Below are 17,953 nucleotides of genomic sequence, written 5' to 3'. Positions count from 1 at the left end.
TCCAGTCAGTTGAACGGTTCAAAGTTTTCTGTTTATTCTACAGGAGTTATTAAAAATTGACTACTTTGATGTCAGGTATTTTTTTAAAACATCTCATGGAACTATCTGGATGTGTGAACTTTGGAGATGTATTTTTGCCCTAGAATGCCAATAAGCCCCTGCCGCAAAAAGCGGACGGAAGCTTATTGTGTATCTTATATTGTATGTTAATTTTCAAGAAAACATGTTGCAGAAAAACTAGAAAAGAATTTTGAAAATTAAACCTGACAACACCGCTGCAATCGGAATCGTTATTACCCAGGTTATGACAATACGACCAGCTAATGACCAACGAACCGCGCTAAAACGCTTGGCAGAGCCTACACCCAAAATTGCCGAAGTTATGGCATGGGTGGTACTTACTGGTAAATGAAGCAAAGTAGCTGTGAAAATAACAGAAGCCCCCGAAACGTCGGCTGCGAATCCATTGATGGGTTCAATTTTGAAAATCTTGGTTCCCATCGTCTTGATGATCTTCCAGCCTCCAATGGACGTACCAAGCGCCATGGCGGTTGCCGCTGAAATTTTCACCCACATAGGTACTTCCAAATGGTCTTGATACCCAGCCGAGACAAGTGCAAATGTAATGATCCCCATTGCCTTCTGAGCATCATTCGTACCATGCGTGAACGACTGAATAGCTGCCGTAATCACCTGCATGGTGCGGAAACCTTTGTTCACCGTATGCGGACTGCGATAAGCAAAGATGTATTTCAAGATCATCATCACGATGTAACCGACAACAAAAGCAATCAACGGGGAGAAAATTAACCCCTCAACAATCCCGATGAAGCCGCTCCAATTTAATTTATCCTCTCCCGCACCTACATACACCGCTCCAGCCAACGCACCAATCAGTGCATGGGAAGAAGAGGAAGGAATACCGAACCACCAGGTTAGAAGATTCCAGATAATCGCAGCGATCAGCGTCGCAATGACGATATCAGTACCGTTGGTCAGTTTGGTAGGGTCAGCAACACTTCCACCAATGGTTTTGGCAACTCCAGTGAATATGATAGCCCCAAGAAAGTTCATAACCGCCGCCATAATAATCGCACGTCGCGGCGTCAATGCACGGGTCGAGACCGAAGTCGCAATCGCGTTCGCCGTATCATGAAACCCATTGATAAAATCAAATGCCAGAGCAAGAAAAATAACAATACCTAATACCAGTAAACTTGTATCCATGTAAAAGGACTCCCTTACGAGTTACGCATAATGATGGATTCCAGCATATTTGCAACATCCTCGCATGAATCCGTTGTCGTTTCAAGGCGTTCGTACAATTCTTTACGTTTAATCAGCTCAATAGGATCAGTTACAGTTGCAAACAGGTTTTTGATGCAAATACGCAGTAATTCATCCCCCTGATTTTCCAGATCATTCAGGCGAATGGTGTATTCGCGGATAGCCAACAATTTTTTCTGTGAAAGCAAATGTACAGCCTTCTGAATTTCATAAGCTGATTGACGCAAAATATCAGCAAACTGCACAATATACTCGTCCGGCTCTGTAATGTTGTACATATAAAAACGAGAGGCTGTCGCTTCAAGACCGTCCAGCACATCATCCATGGTCGTTGTCAGTTCCATGATGTCGTCGCGTTCCAGCGGCGTAATGAAGGTCTTGTTCAACTCAGTAATAATCGTGTGTGTGTAATCATCACACTTATTTTCATACTTCTTCATCTCATTGGTAAACAAAGTCACATCTTGAAAATTTGAAGTATGTTGGGCAAAATAATCGGCTGCTTGCACGATCGTATCTGCCATATTTTCCAACGTCTCGAAGAATATATCCTTTTTCTTCAATCTCATAACGATTACCCCTTTACGAAAATATCCGCAACCTGTTTCGACTGCAATAGACAACCTTTGCTATCTTATCACACTCATCAATGTTTTTGTAATGTTTGTAAAAGCAAATTTCAAGATATACGTATACAATGCCCGACATGGAGAGTCATTATCCGACATTTTTTTCCTAAAAAGGTGTATTACGTTTTCTAATTCGCTTCAAACGTTACATGTTCCGCTAGTGGAGTATCTGCAGGTACCACATGTATATAGGATGTACCCGGTGTTAGCGGGATTTCAACCCCATTTTTCATAAAACGTATCGCATCGCCAGATGTATGCTGCCACTCAGCACGGATTAACTTTCCTTGTTGAAACACCATCGCTTCTCCACCACTATCCAGTTCAACACTTAGTCTGCCTACATCATCCAGCGTTTGATGCCTCGTGCTCATCACAATAACATTCGCCGCTGAGAGCTGTTGGTTATTATTTTGATCTAAATGTGACTTTTCGTTCACAAAACGCTTATATCGTTGATTCACTGGATCGTAGGTATAAGATACGCGGTAGCTTTTCAGCAAAAATCGGATATGCACAGATGCGGCACTCTCGTCCACCTTAACTGGAGTTTCTCCGGTTTTAAGATAAGGATATACGGGAACTTCCGTCTGTCTAATATACCCTTTGCTTTCGCTTCCTTGGCGGAGCCTGCTTACATCTGTGTATAAATTATGTGGAGGTCGACGATCTTTACTTCGCCAAAAGTAAGCTCCTCCATTTGAAATCTCATCCAGATGTTCCTTCCGCTGCTGCTGTAAAATCGCATAGGCATCTGTACTTCCCCCTGCATGTATCGGCAACGCGCCATAGGTTTCGCCCAGTTCAATCAAATACGGCCGAATGCTCCGGACTGGACCAATCTTCACATCACCCCCATGACTTTGGAAAAAAGCTACCAAACGGGTAATTCCGCCTTCTGCAAGAACTTCATATACCATATCTGCCTGGCTAAGCCCTGCCTGCGGACGCGCAGCCGGTGCATTGTTGATCATAATAGCTAGCGGCCGCTCCACAACTGGCTTCTCCACCGGAAGCCCGGTAAGCGGAGCTGTAAATGCCGGAACAGCAGGCTCCTTAGGCTGTTCAAGCGCCTTCTTCTCTGTTTCTTGCTGGGTCGGTTGGGGAACGGATTCAGACTCCCCCGTCCTAGACATAGCAGAACAAGACACCATTGTCATGCATAACAGAGCTGAGGCCATCACACGCAACCAATGATTTCGTTGGGGAATGGGCCTGGACAAGTTCATCCCTCCACTTTATTTATTTTTCTCATTATAAGCTTTTCTTCCTGTTTTTGTCTTGAGTGAAGCATGGCCTCTCTATAGAATACTTATCTAAAGACATTAAAATTTAAAAAATATTCGAACTTTGTGATTTTTATCACAAATAACTGTAACTGAACCTAATACAATAAAGGTGTAGCAAAGATGATCATCCCAAACAAACTGAAATACAGCCCATCATTATAGATTAAGAAAGAGGAGTGGTTTGAATGTTTAACAATTGGTTACGTGAGAACAAAGTTGCAATGTGGTTGCTAACTGTAGTACGGGTTTACCTAGGTTATGAATGGATGACCCACGGGCTTGAGAAGCTGACTGGCGGATTCGACGCAGGCGGATTTATCTCGGGGGCTATTGCCAAAACAGGTGGAGAACATCCCGCTGTACAAGGCTGGTGGGGATCGTTCCTTGAAGCCTTTGCCCTGCCGAATGTAGGTTTGTTCAACGTTCTGATTCCACTGGGTGAGTTCTTGGTTGGGGTTGGCCTGCTGCTTGGTACTTTGACTACACTGGCTACTTTGATGGCTATGGTCATGAACTTCTCGTTCCTGTTCTCGGGTACAGTAAGCACCAATGCCATCTACCTGCTGGTTGAAATCTTCCTAATCGTTGCTGGTGCAAATGCCGGAAGAATCGGCTTTGACCGTTGGGTACTGCCCTTCCTGCGTGGACTGTTTGGTAAAAATAAAGATACCTTCGCTGACCCCACTCGAAAAATAGCTTAACTATCCATAAAACAACCGTTATCCTCCGGCTAATGGTTGTTTTTTTGTGCAGCTATGTTGCTTCTCTCTAAGGTGTTGCCATGTTGCACCCTCCTCTATTTAAAATAACAAAGGAGTACTCAAGTCCATCCTGACTTGGGGACTCCTTTTTCGGATTCATCTTCTCCTCAAACTTTTACAAGTTGGATACAACATGGAATGGATCTACGGCAGGCATTTATGACATTACTGAACCAAAATGAAGATAAGCGTATTACGCAAGTATCCGCCTGGCTAAAAAAGAACGTGCCTGCTAATTAATCAAGAAGCATACAGCAAAAGAACTTCCAACCCCACACACCATGTGGTTTCGGAAGTTCTTTTTTACATTTACAAACCACTTTCTTGACCAAAAGCCCAACAATTGAGACTTAATGAGCCCAGGACATACGACTGAAAAAGCTTACGCGCAGAGCGATCATGATCCGCAGCCCCCATTACGTAAAACAAAGGGGAAAAATGCTCTATTCCATACGAAGGAACCGCCTGCTTGGCATATGGAGCCTTCTTGTCATATTGGAATAGATGACGCAAATTCCAGTCTTGAAGCTGCTCTGCGATCCAGTCATCATATTGAACTGCCCAATCGGCTGGCTCACTCGTCTGCTTGAGTGTCCGCAAGTTGTGGACCAAGCCTCCACTACCGAGAATCAAGATCCCTTGTTCACGCAGTGGCGCTAGCATTCGCCCAATCTCGTATTGCTCCTGAGGATCGCGCCGTGAATCAATAGACAAGGGTACGACCGGTATGTCCGCATCAGGATATATATGCCGCAAAACCACCCATGCTCCATGATCCAGTCCCCGGTTCCGAACCGGCTGGTGGAACAGGTTATGCTGACTGAACAGATGCCCTATCTCCTCATACAGCTTTGGATCGCCTGGTGCAGGGTAATCAAGAGTGTACATTTCTTCGGGAAAGCCGTAGAAATCGTGCAACGCTGCATGCTGATCATCCGCGCCAATACATTGATCGGGGCTATCCCAATGCGCGGAAAAAATAACAATTCCTTTGGGTCGGGGCAGGCTCGCGCCCAGCTTTGCAAGAAAGCTGGTATATGCGTTATTTTCTACAGCCAGTGTCGGTGAACCATGCGCAACAAAAATTGAGGGTAATGTCATCGCTGCCAACCTCCACACGCCAGTATAGTGTTACTCTTTTATTTTACTCCGGCGGAGGCGCAATTTCCAATACAATGCGTTACACCCTGAAATCAGATCATCCAGTGCTGCCAATCCCGTTGAATATGTTCCTGTTCATCCAGCCATTCCAGTGTGCGGTCAATCAGCTGTTGCCGCTCTTTACCCGATGAAAACGTGTGATCTCCCTGGAAAATAATTTCCTTATCACAGCGTCCCTCTGGACGCATCCAGAATACCTTTTGAAACAGAAATGCATAATCCACAGGAATGATATCATCCGAGGTGCCATGAATAACAAGTACATCACCGTTAAATTTAACGGCCTCCTGGAACGGTTGGAATTGGGCTAACGACTCAAAATAAGTAGGTGTGAATTTATATCCCAAATAGTCTGCATGGCCGGTTTTAACAGACTCATCATACACGCTTCGCTCCGTTATTTTGACGATATCGTTGAACGGATAGCCAACGGCTGACCAAAGGACCAGGTTTTGTACTCTTTTATCCCGAACGGCTGTGAGAAGGGCAACCGCGCCCCCCAAACTGTGACCGATCAGCGTTACCTTAGTCGGGTCAATGTCCGCGCAATTCACAGCGTAATCCAACACGGTACGTGTCTGATTGATCATGGACTCTAGCCCCTGCTTGCCATATTCACCCGTGCTTTCTCCACAACCGGCAAAGTCAAAGCGCAGTACAAAATATCCCCCTTCGGCCAATTCACGCGCCGTCTTGACGAACAATCGATCTACTCCGATACGATTGCCCACAAAACCGTGACAAATGACAACGAGCGGAACTCGTCTCTGACGCTCTCCCTCATTCGTACGGTTTGGATAATGAATTGTTGCGGCCAGTTCCTCATTTTCATAACGAATTCCAATTTGCCGTTCCATCCTGATTCCCCCTGTTCCAAGCTTCACTTCAGCATTTAATTGTTTAAACTCCTATAGTAACGTGGAATATCCATACAGGATATTTATTCACTTTAATTCCAATAAGTTTAATAAGTTTTATAGTAAAATCAGTCTATCATCGCCCTACTTCCTTGTCAACCTGTCAGTTCATACAGATACGGAAGTAAACAAATGGCGCTCCCCAATATGATACCGGAGAACGCCATACTACTCGCTTATTAGATTGTATCCTCTACATTAAAGTAGACGACTTGCTACTCGTAGCTGTGCCTAAACATTTGGTGGGTTTCGATTCGTCCCTCCCACTCCAGTTTACAAGAGGCGCCGCTATTTTGATCCTCATGCCACAGACTGCGGAAGCTTTGTTCACCCAGTTCACCTGCAAATTCTGTATCGCCAGCCATCTCAGTGTCGTCCAATATACGGTACGTTGGGGATGTCCCTTGAACGCTCCGGTGACTCACGATTGCAGGCAAGGCTCCCCCGTTGTTCCCGTTCGTAGCACCTGTCAGTCGTTTTTGGACTGAATAATCTGCCTGTTTCTCCAGTTCCATGATGCCACATCCTCTCAACGTTTTATATTCAGGTTGCTCCATATGCTCACCCTTTATCCAGTTTGAGGAGAATGCAGCGGTAATATACATAAAGGATAAAGCCTTTTGCCATCCGGCGTTTCCTCACGTATACTGTCTTTGTTACAAAATGGCGATTTTATCAGCCCGGAATACGATCATAAAGCAGGAGGAAGCAATGAATAAAGCAAAACATTATACGCTTATTGCATGGGTTGCCTTGTCCATGTTTTTCTTGACACAGGCGATTATCGGTTGGTTTATCACCTTTACAGGCGGGGATATCCACCCTTTTGAAAAAATTAGCTTCTCCACCCTCATCATCATCGCCGCAGGTGCTATTTTGCTGATTGAAGCATTGATGAATTTCATGAATCGCCCGGAAGAAGGCGAGGAGAACCAGCAGCCAGACCATGCTCCCGTGAAGCCCCAGATAAATTTCAAATCCATCTTGATGTATGTCATACTGGTTGTTATCATTCTTGTCGCCGGACTGGCGCTACGCAGTGTGTTGCCGGTATTCAGGATCTCACCTTGGATGAATTTAGTGCTCGCAGCCATTGGCTTTATTGGACTCAAACCGATTTTTCTGCGTAAAAAACGTTCTTAACCAGCATACCTTATCGCACTGGAGTTGCCCCTCATTACGGATCGTTGCAACTCCTTTTTATTTTTCAATCAACCATCCGATTCGAAGCTTGGGTGACCGTCAGAAAAGCCGTACCCCTCACTGCAAGAAGATGCATAGGGAATACGGCTTAATTTACTTTAGTACTTATTTGGAAAATAGTTGTTCTGCATTATCCAGAGCAATTTTGTGCCCCATCGCGGAATAGTCCAGCCAAGGCTGTCCGTCCAGCATATAGACATGCCCCTGCTTCACGGCCTTCAGTCCTTGCCATACTGTATTTCCCTCCAGCTGCTTGTATACCTTTTGGGCATCCGCACCTTTACTGATAATAACTAGGATGGCATCGGCATCATAATCCGGTAAAACCTCTTGGGATACAACCTGATAGGCCTTATTGATCTTTTCCACACCTTTGGCTGGCTTCAAGCCCAAATCCTGATACAGCAGCGGTCCTACGGGACGCTTCATCCCCATGACACGAACTTCTTTCGCTGTAACACGTACAGCCATGACCGTCCCGTCTCCGATTTTGGAATGAATGAGCTTTCTAACCCGTTCCCTCTGTGCGTCATAATCTTTTAGAAAAGCATCTGCCTGTGCTTCATGTTTGACCAAAATAGCTATTTTTTTCAATTGATCCTTCCAGGTGCCTTCATCTAGATCAAAAACCTCGGTCGGTGCAATTTTTTCAAACTTGGCTACATCGGTTCCCGAATATTTTTTGTCGAGGAAGATATGATCAGGTTGAAGCTCCAGTACTGCTTCCATATCAGGATCTGTGACAACCCCCAGCTTACGGGTATTTTGAAGACGATCTTTTACATGGGGCAGAAAATCCTTCACATCTCCACCAATAACTGAGCCCGCCGGGGTAATGCCTAGTGCTAGCAAGTTGTTCGTCAAATGAATAGACATCGAAGCGATACGCGAATCCGCACTTATGGTGGTTTGCACACTATCGGCCGCTTTCGTATCGCTAGCTTGTTTGTCTGCTGTTTGTCCACAAGCGGACAGTAGGATCATACATGCAACAAGAGACAGGGCTGCCCATGAACGTATAAACCTCGAACCCTCAAATCTATTTTTTCTCATAAATATCTCCCTCCCATACTTATAGAAGCTCTATTTTTTATGTTCAATCTTTAAAGCTTCTACTTCGTTGTTATTCCGCATGCTGCATCAGATGCAGCATTGGACTTTATATGTAACCTATTCCTCTTGTCACTTGGTTCGGGACAACAAGAATAAAAAATACGGAGCGCCTACCACAGCAACCACTACCCCTGCTGGAATCGCATTCGGCTGAAATACCGAACGACCAATTGTATCTGCAATGACCAGAATAACGACCCCGACCAAAGCGGCTACTGGCAGCAAATGTTGATACATCGGACCTACCAGACGGCGAGCCAGATGAGGCGCAATCAGCCCAATAAAGCCAATCCCTCCGGCCATGGATACGCTGGCGCTCGATAGAGCCACCGCCGCACCCAGCAGTATCAGACGCTGGCGCTTTACGCTTGTGCCGATTCCAGCTGCGGTGTCATCACCTAGCGACAGATTATTCAGGCTGCGTGTCTGTGATAAAACGTACGGCAGGACAATGACAATCCACGGCAGTAAAGCCGCTGCATGTATCCAGTCCCGTCCCCATACGCTGCCAGCCAGCCAACGTGCGGTAAATGCGTATGTATCCTCATCCAGCCGCAACGACCAATACAGCGTTATGGCGCTGAGCCCTGAGGCTACACCGATACCGGACAGGATCAGGCGCACAGGCACGATTCCTCTGCTGCCATGATAGGACAGCATAACTATCAGCACCGCTGCAACGACACCTCCTGCAAAGGTAAACAAGGGAATGAGCAAAGCTGCTGATCCTTCCAGATCGCGAAAAAAACTGACAAACATTACGAGTCCCAAAGCAGCCCCCGCATGCAGCCCAAGTACCCCCGGATCTGCGAGTGCGTTTCGCGATAAGCCTTGCATGACCGCCCCGGCTGCACCTAGTCCCGCTCCAGCCAGCACCGTTACAACAATCCGCGGCAGGCGGTATTCAAACAGGACCATATGATCACGACCGCTGCCCCCGCCAAACAGTGTATCCAGCACGCGCAGCGGTGGAATTCGAATCGTTCCAGTATTCAAACCGAGAACAAGGACAGCAAAGCTAATTCCAGCCAATACTAAGCAAACGAGCCAAGCCTTGGTCGTTCTTGTATCCCCTGTCCCTAGAGAGCGTCTCACTATAATTCCCTCCTTTCCTTACGGGCGAGAAAGAGGAAAAAAGGTACTCCGATAAAAGACACCATAATTCCAATAGCTAGCTCCTCTGGCGGATTCGCCATTCTCGCTCCCAAATCAGCCAGCACCAGCAGTATGGCTCCCAATAATGCAGACAATGGTACGATCTGGCGATAATCCACACCGATCAGCTTGCGAGCAATATGTGGGACGACCAGGCCTACAAAGCCGATGGCTCCGGCAGCTGATACGGACAGTCCAGCCAGAACCACCACAGTCAGCAGCCCCAGCAGCCGGATACGCCTGAGATTTAACCCCAGATTCAGTGCCACCTCATCGCCCATTGAAATCAATGAAATGGAGCGTGCAAGCCCCATAGACCAAGCGATCACAATAAGCAAAATCGGGGCAAGTATCTCAAGCTGCGACCATTTTATTCCAGCTACACCTCCTGCATACCAGAAGGCTAAATCCTGACTTAGATCAAAGTAAATCGCAATTCCCGAAGTCATGGAACCTAACAAGGCTGCTGTCACAGCCCCAGACACCGTGAGTCTCATGGGTGTCAATCCTCCTGGCGCGGAAGCTCCCAGTCGGAATACCAGCAAGGTACTCATCAGTGCCCCTAGGAACGACAAAACAATTAACGTCCCATAAGGCAGATCAGGGAAAAAGGCAAAACTCACTGCAACTACAAACATCGCTCCTGCGTTAATGCCCAGCACACCTGTATCCCCCAGCGGGTTGCGCGTGATGCCTTGAATCAGAGAGCCTGCGACCGCCAGCGCAGCCCCAATGATAGCTGCACCAAGCACACGTGGCAATCGCAGCTCATGAATAATCTGATGGGTCGTCAGCGAACGATCATAGTGAAACACTGCCGACCATACCGTGCTTAGGGTCAGATCCTTGGCTCCAAATGAAATGGCAGCAAACATGGCCAAGGCCAGCAATACAGCCGAGGCTGTGAACAACAACGCCTGCCGAATCCTCCCCGCTCGGAGCACTGTGCGGGCTATAAGGGCTACTTCCGGAGCAGTCCTCTCTGTCGAAGCTGTATGTTTGTCCATGCTGTCTTTAGACTGCATTTTTGGTGAGGTCACTCCCTCCATACCTGAAAGCCATTACGACCCTCATTACAATAAACGCAAATGATAATGATTATCAACTTGATTCATAATAGCATGTTTCTACAACATTGCAAGCCAAAAACTGTTCCCCTGTAGGAGGAACAGTTTTTAGATATATCTATGTGAGATGACTACACGGATGATTTCAAGCAACCTCTATTTAGTAGGTAGGCCAGCCTGCCGAATCCCATTTCAAATCGCTAATCAGAAGCTTTGGATTTCCGCCATCGGTTGCGTCATAGGCATGACGTGCGATCACGCTGTTGTTATAGACAGATTGCCCACCTGGTCCCCTCCAGCGGTCATTCCCCGCATCCAGTATTGTTCCACCACCGTCCATCAGACTTTTTCCGCTCTTGTCCACATACGGTCCGGTAATACTGGTGGAGCGACCATATATGATTTTGTAATTACTGTTTACGCCTTTGCAGCAGTTATCGATGGAAGCAAACAGATAATAATAGCCATTGCGGTAAGTAACATGCGGTGCTTCCAAACCACCAGCCGTACGTTTAGCAATAGAGTAAATCTGGCCCGTAGGCTTCATCGTATTTTTATCCAGGCGAGTCACTTTCAATCCCGAATTCCATGAACCGAAGGAAAGCCATGGGTTGCCAGAAGCATCAATAACCAGATTCGGGTCAATCGCATTGTAATCGTCAGAATCCGTCGTCCGCAGCACTAATCCATCATCTCTCCAGCTTCCCGCACCAATGCTCGTTGCTGAAGTTAAACCAATGGCCGAAGTGCGCGATCCGAATGTAGAAATGGAATAGTAAACCCAGACACGTCCATTGTACTTTTGAGCATCCGGTGCCCACACATCATTTGGGGTTTGTTTAGGAACATACGATTTCCACCATGGTAGTGGCGATAAGAAAATTTGCGGCAATCTGTAAAAATTGCGTCCGTCATCCGATCTTTGGACCTGTATCCCCTGCCCTGTGGAGAAAATATACCATGCATTGCCTTCCTTGGTGATGGACGGATCATGTACTGCCACATCGCCAGTTAACGCCCAATGCTCGGCTGATGTGGACGGCACCACGGACAGCAACAAAGCAGCCGAAGTTACGGCAGCAAACGCTGTTCGGGCGAATCTACCCCGTACTGATTTTTTCCATGCTTTCAACATTCTTTCGCACCTCCGAATTAATATCTTTATGATGAAAATCAGGTGATACGCTTATTGCATTAGTGTTTATGCTTATGAAGTTACACATATATTAACCTATAAACTTCAATTTTGTAAACGCTTTATTTCAAATAAAAAGAAGTTTATAAACTACGCATAACATTGCACATACAAAAAAAAGAGCCCGTAGGCTCCTTGGTCAAGACCCCATTTTGTAGACATTGAAAAAAGCCCCTAGGCGGCAAACTGGCGTCGGTACTCTATCGGCGTCAGTTTTTTTAGTTTTCGTTGTGGCCGTTTTCGGTTATAAAAACGAATATATTTCTCGATTTTGCTTTGTGCTTCGGTAACTGTTCGGATATGATAAGGGTAGAGCCCTTCCGTTTTGAGATGCGAGAAGAAACTCTCCATCGAGGCATTGTCATAACAATTTCCTCGACGAGACATGCTGATTTGGGCGCCAACCATGGGTAGCATGTCTTGGTAAGCGTGAGACGTGTACTGGAATCCCTGATCGCTGTGAACGATCAGTCCGGTCACGTCTTTCTGCTTAGCAAACGCTTTGCTGAATGTGCGGAGCACGAGTTCATTGTCGTTGCGTTCGCCGATTTCGTAAGCCACGATCTCGTTATTAAACAGATCCTTAATTGCCGATAGATATACCCAGCGCTCTCCAACACGATACTGGGTAATGTCAGTTACCCATTTCTGATTAGGCTTTTCCGCAGTGAAATTCCGTTTCAGCCGGTTCTCTGCTACACGCGGAGCAGGGGCATACGAGCTTATGAAGCGTCGTTTGCGACGAATTCGGGATTGAATACCGAGCGTTTGCATTAGACGAAGCACCTTCTTGTGGTTCATCCAAATCCCATGATCTTGCCAAAGGAACAACTGAAGCTGCCGATAGCCATATTTCCCTTCATATCGCTGATAAATTTGAAGCACCTGTTTCTTCGCCTTTGCATCGCGATCTTTTCGTTTACGTTTTAAATAGGCGTAATACCCACTTCGGGACACACCAAACACGTGGGAGAGTTTCTGAATATCTCCGTATATGGCTACCTTTTCCATGATCTGATATCTCTCTTGTTTGCTTCCTCCTTCCAGGCTACTAAGCACTTTTTTAGCAACTCATTCTCCCGTTTCAGGTTTTGCACATACCGATCCTGACTCACATATTGCTTCCGACGTCCCCGTCCATCTAGTAGTCCATACTCTCCCTGCTCTCTATATTTCCTCATCCACTTTTTCACACGATCTGCATCCTGAATCTCCAAGGCTCCGTGATTCGGCGATATGTCCATTTCTCTTCGACGTGAAGGCGAATCGCCTCTTTTTTCAGCGCAATTGAATAGGTCTTAAACTTTTGTCCCATAAAAATACACCCCCTAGAATTTCATCGGCTAAACCCGGGGGTTTTTCCAATGTCTATTCTAAGGGGTGCACTTCACCTTGCTAGATTAGCATATTAAACAGATTCTCATTTTTGTTCAATTCCGTATAGTTAATCCCTTTGCGATTCATTCGTTCAATTAAAGGAAAATAGTCTTCCTTGTGGAACAACTCTATGCCGACAAGTGCTGGTCCGTTTTCCTTATCATTCTTTTTCGTATACTCAAACCTAGTAATGTCATCGTTCGGTCCAAGCACTTCCTGAAGAAACTCACGTAGTGCCCCTGCTCTTTGCGGGAAATTCACCATAAAATAATGCTTTAGCCCTTCGTAAATCAGGGAGCGCTCCTTAATCTCCTGCATCCGATCAATGTCGTTATTACCACCACTGACGATGCAGACCACTGTTTTGCCCTGAATCTGCTCACGATACAGATCAAGTGCTGCTACAGGCAGCGAGCCCGCAGGCTCTACAACAATCGCATTTTCATTATACAGCTCCAGAATCGCTGTACATGCCTTGCCTTCCGGTACCTTCACAATATCATCCAAGGTATGTTTACAAATGTCATACGTTAACTGCCCCACACGCTTCACCGCAGCTCCGTCAACGAACTTGTCGATTTGTTCCAGTGTAACAACCTTGTCCAAACGCATTGCTTCTGTCATTGATGCTGCGCCCAGGGGTTCTACGCCGATAACTTTGGTGGTCGGACTCACCGTTTTAACATACGTACCTACGCCTGCCGCCAAACCGCCGCCGCCAATCGTTACGAATACATAGTCCATAGGTGTATCCAGGCTTTCCATCACTTCCATGGCAATCGTACCATTGCCTGCAATAATTTTCGGCTGATCGAATGGATGGATGAAGGTCATTTCCTGCTCACTGCATACCTTCATGGCCTCGTCATAAGCATCGTCAAACGTATCCCCAGTCAAAATGACCTCTACACTGTCTCCGCCAAAGCGACGTACCTGCTTCACCTTCTGATTGGGCGTTGTGCTCGGCATAAAAATTTTACCGTGGATGCCAAGCGCGTTACATGAAAAAGCCACGCCTTGTGCATGATTACCCGCACTCGCACACACAATCCCTTTTTTCATTTGCTCAGGAGTCAAGCTGCGAATCATGTTGTAAGCTCCACGGATTTTAAAGGACCGCACAACCTGGAGATCCTCTCGCTTCAGATACACATTACAGTTATATTTAGCCGATAGGACGGCATCCCTCTGTAAAGGTGTACGAACAATCACCTCACGCAGCATATGATGCGCCCGTACAATATCCTCCATGCCAACGGTTGATGCCGTGGCCGGTTCGGTTTTCTGGGTTTTTGTTGGTTCCATAGCTTCTCCACGCTCCGCCTATATTTCTGTATTTGAAATCTTTCAAACATCATACCACGTTTACCTATAGCTTGTGCAGTTGATAGCCATGAAAATGAGAATGAAAATCACTGAATCCATAAAAAAACAGGCCGAGACAATGCCCGGCCCGTCTTCACTGACTTTACACATTTTTTTGTATTCAATCGACTCATTCAGCACCGTAATGGTTACCCTTTTACCCCGCCTGCCGTCATCCCTTCAATAAAGTAACGCTGGAAGAACAGAAACACGACGAGAATCGGCAAGATAGCCAGAACCGAACCGGCAATCAAGACATCATAGTTGTTGCCATATGGCGTCAGCAGACTGGACAGACCGATCGGCAGTGTCAGCATGTCGTTGGTACGCAGTACAATCATCGGCCACAGGAAGTTATTCCAGCTATTCATAGCCTGTAAAATGGCCATTGCCGCAAAAGCAGGCGCCATCAGAGGCATCATAATCCGCACAAAAATACCATACTCCGAACAGCCGTCAACCCGTGCCGCATCCATAAAGTCCTTAGGTACTCCGCTCAAATATTGACGGAAGAAAAAGATCGGAATCGGTGCGACGACAAACGGCAAAATCACACCCCATACCGTATTGATCAGCTTCATGCCGATCATGAGTTTGTAGAGCGGCAGCATGATAATTTCTACCGGAATCATCATCACGACCAGTACCAGTGTAAAAATCACATTTTTTAGTCTAAAACGATACATCTCCAGACCGTACCCGACCATCGCGGACAATATCAGACATAACACTGTAAACAAGACGGTAATGACAAGGCTATTCCAATACCATTGAAAATAATCCGTCGTCCCCTGAAAGATGAACGCATAGTTTTTCAAGGACATGATGGCCCACTCCAGCTTGAGATTCAAGCCGTAGCGCAGCAGCTCCGTTGATGGCTTGAACGAGGCCAGCGTCACGGCAAATAGCGGAAACAGGGCGAACCCGGCAAACAGAATGAACAAGACAACGAGAAATGCAGACAACGGGCGTTTTTGTTTCTGAGCCATCGCTTAATCCTCCTTCCGAAACATGCCAAAAAATTTGAGCTGGATCAGGTTCAGTACCAATGTAAATACGAGCAATACAATGCCCACCGCCGCTCCAAAGCCCATGCTGTTCTGTTCCAGACCCTGACGATAGAGATAGCCAACAATCGTTAACCCAATATCGTTCGGGGAGTTATTTCCGTTCCACAGCATATAGCTCTCGGTGAACATGGACAATCCGGCATAAATACTAATCGTAAATACGTAAATCGTCACTGGTTTCAGCATAGGAATCGTAATCCGCCAAAATGATTCGAAGCGACTGGCTCCATCAATCTGCGCTGCTTCATATAACTCGGGAGGAATATTCTGTAGCCCTGACATGTAGTACAGCATATTCACACCCAGCCATCTCCACAGGGCCAGCACGATCAACGCTAAAAATCCGGTGTTCGCATTCATCAGCCATTTGTAAGGCTCAAGGCCGAATAGTCCTAACAGGGAGTTCATCAGCGAGCCATCCAATTCCCCGAACATGAGTCGGAAGATTGTTCCTGCCACCACTACTGAGGTCAGTGCGGGTATAAACATCACGGAGCGAAACAGCCCTCTGCCTGGCATTTTAGGTGAATTCAGCAATACCGCCAGTACCAGTGGCAGAGGAATCAGCACAACCAGTGTGAGCAGCGTATACAGGACGCTGTTCAATATCGCTTTTCCAAAGGTAGGATTCATTAAATCCTTATAATTTTCTAGGCCAACGTAAGTTGTGATCCCTGGTAGGACTTCCTGAAAGCTCATAATGACCGTCGAGATGACCGGATACGCAAAAAACAGTGCAAAGGACAGTAAAAATGGAAGGACAAATACATACGGTGCCGTACGACTGGAATGAATAAATCGGCTCCATTGACTTCTGGTCGGACGCTGAGGTTGTGGCGGCTGACCTGTCGTTACATTAGCGTTCGTATGAACGGGCGTTGCCATGAATCTCACTCCCTTTCCTGTTGGGGTCTATCTCAGTTCATCTGCCAGCTCATGCAGCACCGTAGCTGGATCTTCGCCACTCTGTAGTGTCCGGTAAAGTATTTTATTACGTACAGCACTGGCGATGTCAGGCGTTTTCGGTCCGATATGCACCGCATTGATCTCATCTTTGACTTCGATCAGCGTGTCAAAGATATTCGTTCCGAAATAATCCGTAAATTTATTTTTGGCTTTCGCTTCCGGCATGGTCCACACTTCACTGCGGATGGGATCAAAACCTAGCTGCTTCCAGATTTCCACATTCCCTTGCTTGGACAGCTTGGCAAAGGCTAGAAAACGCATCGCCAAATCCTGGTGTTTGGATTGGTTCGTGACTACCGTTCCGGTGCCGCCCATACCTGCTGAGCGATAGCCGCCTTTTTCCCACGCCGGCATCGGTCTAATGATGATCTTCCCTTTCAGGTCAGGCATGTAATCCGTAAAACGTCCCATGTACCACATCGGCATCCACACCGAAGCGGCCCCGCCCTTATTCATAAACCCGTAGTATTCCTCCATATGATGTCCGCCGCCTGGTGCGGGAATAGCGATTTTGTCTTTTATCATCTGTTGGAGAAACTCAAGTGTTTTAATATTGGTTTCATTATCCAGCGTCAACTCGCCATTCTCATCCAGAAAGTCCGAATTTTGCTGGGAGATCATCGGCCAGTAGCTCCACAGGTCATTCGTTTCCAAGGTTGCCATCGGCTTGCCCGTTTTTGCCAGCACTTGCTTGCCAGCAGCAGCATAGTCTGCCCAGGTAACGATGGAATCCGGGTTTACACCCGCCTGATCCATAATCTCTTTGTTGTAATACATCACTTCGGCTCCAACGTGAAAGTCAATGCCGTAATACTTACCGTCTTTGCCGTAAATCTGCACTCTGGAAGGCACAATGTTCTTGAGCTCAGGGTCTATCACCGAATTGAGTGGGACCAATTGCGGTATTCCTTTGAGGAAATTACCAATCTTGTTCACCTCGATATCCGCGATATCCGGCGCTCCAACCCCTGATTGCAACGCAATCGAAAGCTTGCTGTGGTGGTTGTCATAAGGAAATGTATTCGCTTTCAAATTAATCAATTCATCAGGGTGCTGTTGGTTCCATTGGTCAGCCATTTGCAGAAAAAACTTCTCATGTAGTTCATTGAATGTCCACAATACAAGTTCTGTTCCCGGCCCATCTTTTTCATCGTTCTTGAAAGAACAGCCTTGCAGCAGTCCAGCCATCAAAACCAGCACCATAAGCATCACAGCCATGCTTTTTCTTCGCAGCAGCATATCCTTCCCCCTTCGCATGATGAAATCCTAATTCGTAAATGATTGCGCTTTCTTTTATTATTTAACATCAATACAAATTAGTTTACAACAACATTATTCAAAAAAAATTCGATTTTGTGTAAAACAGACCTTAATGCATTATAGGGGGAAAATAAATTG

19 protein-coding genes are annotated in these 17,953 nt (G+C 46.4%); 2 read left to right on the top strand and 17 right to left on the bottom strand.

The window, feature by feature from the left end:
- Positions 1-237 precede the first annotated feature (237 nt).
- The 3 genes from FKV70_RS00270 to FKV70_RS00260 all read right to left on the bottom strand — a co-directional run bounded on the left by FKV70_RS00270 (position 238) and on the right by FKV70_RS00260 (position 3,139).
- Entirely contained in the window at positions 238-1,227 is a 990-nt protein-coding gene (locus FKV70_RS00270) for an inorganic phosphate transporter (RefSeq protein WP_063209791.1), read from the bottom strand.
- Positions 1,228-1,241: 14 nt separating this feature from the next.
- Positions 1,242-1,856: a DUF47 domain-containing protein gene (locus FKV70_RS00265; protein WP_013369515.1), complete on the bottom strand. Its 615-nt coding sequence runs from the start codon at positions 1,854-1,856 to the stop codon at positions 1,242-1,244.
- Between the two features lie 188 nt (positions 1,857-2,044).
- Positions 2,045-3,139 (bottom strand): DUF3048 domain-containing protein, encoded by a 1,095-nt coding sequence (locus tag FKV70_RS00260; RefSeq protein ID WP_142611449.1) that lies wholly within the window; start codon positions 3,137-3,139, stop codon positions 2,045-2,047.
- Positions 3,140-3,390: 251 nt separating this feature from the next.
- Here FKV70_RS00260 and FKV70_RS00255 point away from each other — a divergent pair, with 251 nt between their 5' ends.
- On the top strand, positions 3,391-3,906 hold the full coding sequence (locus FKV70_RS00255) for a DoxX family membrane protein (protein ID WP_063209786.1): 516 nt from the start codon (positions 3,391-3,393) through the stop codon (positions 3,904-3,906).
- A gap of 369 nt (positions 3,907-4,275) precedes the next feature.
- On the opposite strand, the gene FKV70_RS00250 is transcribed toward FKV70_RS00255, so the two are convergent.
- The 3 genes from FKV70_RS00250 to FKV70_RS00240 all read right to left on the bottom strand — a co-directional run bounded on the left by FKV70_RS00250 (position 4,276) and on the right by FKV70_RS00240 (position 6,559).
- Positions 4,276-5,067 (bottom strand): dioxygenase family protein, encoded by a 792-nt coding sequence (locus FKV70_RS00250; protein WP_064795826.1) that lies wholly within the window; start codon positions 5,065-5,067, stop codon positions 4,276-4,278.
- 92 nt (positions 5,068-5,159) lie between these two features.
- Complete coding sequence (locus FKV70_RS00245; protein ID WP_142611448.1) at positions 5,160-5,984, bottom strand: alpha/beta hydrolase; 825 nt, start codon at positions 5,982-5,984, stop codon at positions 5,160-5,162.
- A gap of 275 nt (positions 5,985-6,259) precedes the next feature.
- Positions 6,260-6,559 (bottom strand): hypothetical protein, encoded by a 300-nt coding sequence (locus FKV70_RS00240; protein ID WP_142611447.1) that lies wholly within the window; start codon positions 6,557-6,559, stop codon positions 6,260-6,262.
- A 196-nt stretch (positions 6,560-6,755) separates the two neighbouring features.
- On the opposite strand from FKV70_RS00240, the gene FKV70_RS00235 reads away from it, so the two are divergent.
- Entirely contained in the window at positions 6,756-7,187 is a 432-nt protein-coding gene (locus FKV70_RS00235; protein ID WP_208738382.1) for a hypothetical protein, read from the top strand.
- A 165-nt stretch (positions 7,188-7,352) separates the two neighbouring features.
- On the opposite strand, the gene FKV70_RS00230 is transcribed toward FKV70_RS00235, so the two are convergent.
- The 11 genes from FKV70_RS00230 to FKV70_RS00185 all read right to left on the bottom strand — a co-directional run bounded on the left by FKV70_RS00230 (position 7,353) and on the right by FKV70_RS00185 (position 17,794).
- Positions 7,353-8,300 (bottom strand): ABC transporter substrate-binding protein, encoded by a 948-nt coding sequence (locus tag FKV70_RS00230; RefSeq protein WP_064795823.1) that lies wholly within the window; start codon positions 8,298-8,300, stop codon positions 7,353-7,355.
- A gap of 129 nt (positions 8,301-8,429) precedes the next feature.
- Complete coding sequence (locus tag FKV70_RS00225; protein ID WP_142611446.1) at positions 8,430-9,455, bottom strand: FecCD family ABC transporter permease; 1,026 nt, start codon at positions 9,453-9,455, stop codon at positions 8,430-8,432.
- Positions 9,455-10,540 carry a FecCD family ABC transporter permease gene (locus tag FKV70_RS00220; protein WP_142611445.1) on the bottom strand — a complete coding sequence of 362 codons (1,086 nt, stop codon included), beginning with the start codon at positions 10,538-10,540 and terminating at the stop codon, positions 9,455-9,457. Before FKV70_RS00220 ends, FKV70_RS00225 begins: the two co-directional genes overlap by 1 nt.
- 202 nt (positions 10,541-10,742) lie before the next feature.
- Entirely contained in the window at positions 10,743-11,717 is a 975-nt protein-coding gene (gene abnA / locus FKV70_RS00215) for an arabinan endo-1,5-alpha-L-arabinosidase AbnA (protein ID WP_142611444.1), read from the bottom strand.
- Between the two features lie 234 nt (positions 11,718-11,951).
- On the bottom strand, positions 11,952-12,788 hold the full coding sequence (locus tag FKV70_RS00210; protein WP_142611443.1) for an IS3 family transposase: 837 nt from the start codon (positions 12,786-12,788) through the stop codon (positions 11,952-11,954).
- Positions 12,776-12,970 (bottom strand): hypothetical protein, encoded by a 195-nt coding sequence (locus tag FKV70_RS00205; protein WP_142611442.1) that lies wholly within the window; start codon positions 12,968-12,970, stop codon positions 12,776-12,778. The genes FKV70_RS00210 and FKV70_RS00205 overlap by 13 nt, the downstream gene beginning before the upstream one ends.
- The gene (locus FKV70_RS26840) at positions 12,967-13,092 is read right to left on the bottom strand and encodes a hypothetical protein (protein WP_280115049.1); all 126 of its coding nucleotides are present in this window, start codon (positions 13,090-13,092) and stop codon (positions 12,967-12,969) included. Before FKV70_RS26840 ends, FKV70_RS00205 begins: the two co-directional genes overlap by 4 nt.
- Positions 13,093-13,172: 80 nt before the next feature.
- Positions 13,173-14,459 (bottom strand): threonine ammonia-lyase IlvA, encoded by a 1,287-nt coding sequence (gene ilvA / locus FKV70_RS00200; protein ID WP_142611441.1) that lies wholly within the window; start codon positions 14,457-14,459, stop codon positions 13,173-13,175.
- 209 nt (positions 14,460-14,668) lie between these two features.
- Positions 14,669-15,508, bottom strand: a complete 840-nt coding sequence (locus FKV70_RS00195; RefSeq protein WP_142611440.1) for a carbohydrate ABC transporter permease — start codon at positions 15,506-15,508, stop codon at positions 14,669-14,671.
- Between the two features lie 3 nt (positions 15,509-15,511).
- Complete coding sequence (locus tag FKV70_RS00190) at positions 15,512-16,474, bottom strand: carbohydrate ABC transporter permease (protein ID WP_081276732.1); 963 nt, start codon at positions 16,472-16,474, stop codon at positions 15,512-15,514.
- 27 nt (positions 16,475-16,501) lie between these two features.
- The gene (locus tag FKV70_RS00185) at positions 16,502-17,794 is read right to left on the bottom strand and encodes an ABC transporter substrate-binding protein (RefSeq protein ID WP_142611439.1); all 1,293 of its coding nucleotides are present in this window, start codon (positions 17,792-17,794) and stop codon (positions 16,502-16,504) included.
- Between the last annotated feature and the right edge of the window lie 159 nt (positions 17,795-17,953).

Origin of the sequence: Paenibacillus ottowii, from assembly GCF_006874425.1 — a bacterium.
GTDB classification, from domain to species: domain Bacteria; phylum Bacillota; class Bacilli; order Paenibacillales; family Paenibacillaceae; genus Paenibacillus; species Paenibacillus ottowii.
This window is presented reverse-complemented; position numbering and strand designations above follow the sequence as displayed.

What these genes read in the sequence shown, in the direction of transcription:
- FKV70_RS00270 (WP_063209791.1), bottom strand. Translation starts at nt 1,227, where the DNA reads ATGGATACAAGTTTACTGGTATTAGGTATTGTTATTTTTCTTGCTCTG.
- FKV70_RS00265 (WP_013369515.1), bottom strand. Translation starts at nt 1,856, where the DNA reads ATGAGATTGAAGAAAAAGGATATATTCTTCGAGACGTTGGAAAATATG.
- FKV70_RS00255 (WP_063209786.1), top strand. Translation starts at nt 3,391, where the DNA reads ATGTTTAACAATTGGTTACGTGAGAACAAAGTTGCAATGTGGTTGCTA.
- FKV70_RS00250 (WP_064795826.1), bottom strand. Translation starts at nt 5,067, where the DNA reads ATGACATTACCCTCAATTTTTGTTGCGCATGGTTCACCGACACTGGCT.
- FKV70_RS00245 (WP_142611448.1), bottom strand. Translation starts at nt 5,984, where the DNA reads ATGGAACGGCAAATTGGAATTCGTTATGAAAATGAGGAACTGGCCGCA.
- FKV70_RS00240 (WP_142611447.1), bottom strand. Translation starts at nt 6,559, where the DNA reads ATGGAACTGGAGAAACAGGCAGATTATTCAGTCCAAAAACGACTGACA.
- FKV70_RS00235 (WP_208738382.1), top strand. Translation starts at nt 6,756, where the DNA reads ATGAATAAAGCAAAACATTATACGCTTATTGCATGGGTTGCCTTGTCC.
- FKV70_RS00230 (WP_064795823.1), bottom strand. Translation starts at nt 8,300, where the DNA reads ATGAGAAAAAATAGATTTGAGGGTTCGAGGTTTATACGTTCATGGGCA.
- FKV70_RS00220 (WP_142611445.1), bottom strand. Translation starts at nt 10,540, where the DNA reads ATGCAGTCTAAAGACAGCATGGACAAACATACAGCTTCGACAGAGAGG.
- abnA (WP_142611444.1), bottom strand. Translation starts at nt 11,717, where the DNA reads ATGTTGAAAGCATGGAAAAAATCAGTACGGGGTAGATTCGCCCGAACA.
- FKV70_RS00210 (WP_142611443.1), bottom strand. Translation starts at nt 12,788, where the DNA reads ATGGAAAAGGTAGCCATATACGGAGATATTCAGAAACTCTCCCACGTG.
- FKV70_RS26840 (WP_280115049.1), bottom strand. Translation starts at nt 13,092, where the DNA reads ATGGGACAAAAGTTTAAGACCTATTCAATTGCGCTGAAAAAAGAGGCG.
- ilvA (WP_142611441.1), bottom strand. Translation starts at nt 14,459, where the DNA reads ATGGAACCAACAAAAACCCAGAAAACCGAACCGGCCACGGCATCAACC.
- FKV70_RS00195 (WP_142611440.1), bottom strand. Translation starts at nt 15,508, where the DNA reads ATGGCTCAGAAACAAAAACGCCCGTTGTCTGCATTTCTCGTTGTCTTG.
- FKV70_RS00190 (WP_081276732.1), bottom strand. Translation starts at nt 16,474, where the DNA reads ATGGCAACGCCCGTTCATACGAACGCTAATGTAACGACAGGTCAGCCG.
- FKV70_RS00185 (WP_142611439.1), bottom strand. Translation starts at nt 17,794, where the DNA reads ATGCTGCTGCGAAGAAAAAGCATGGCTGTGATGCTTATGGTGCTGGTT.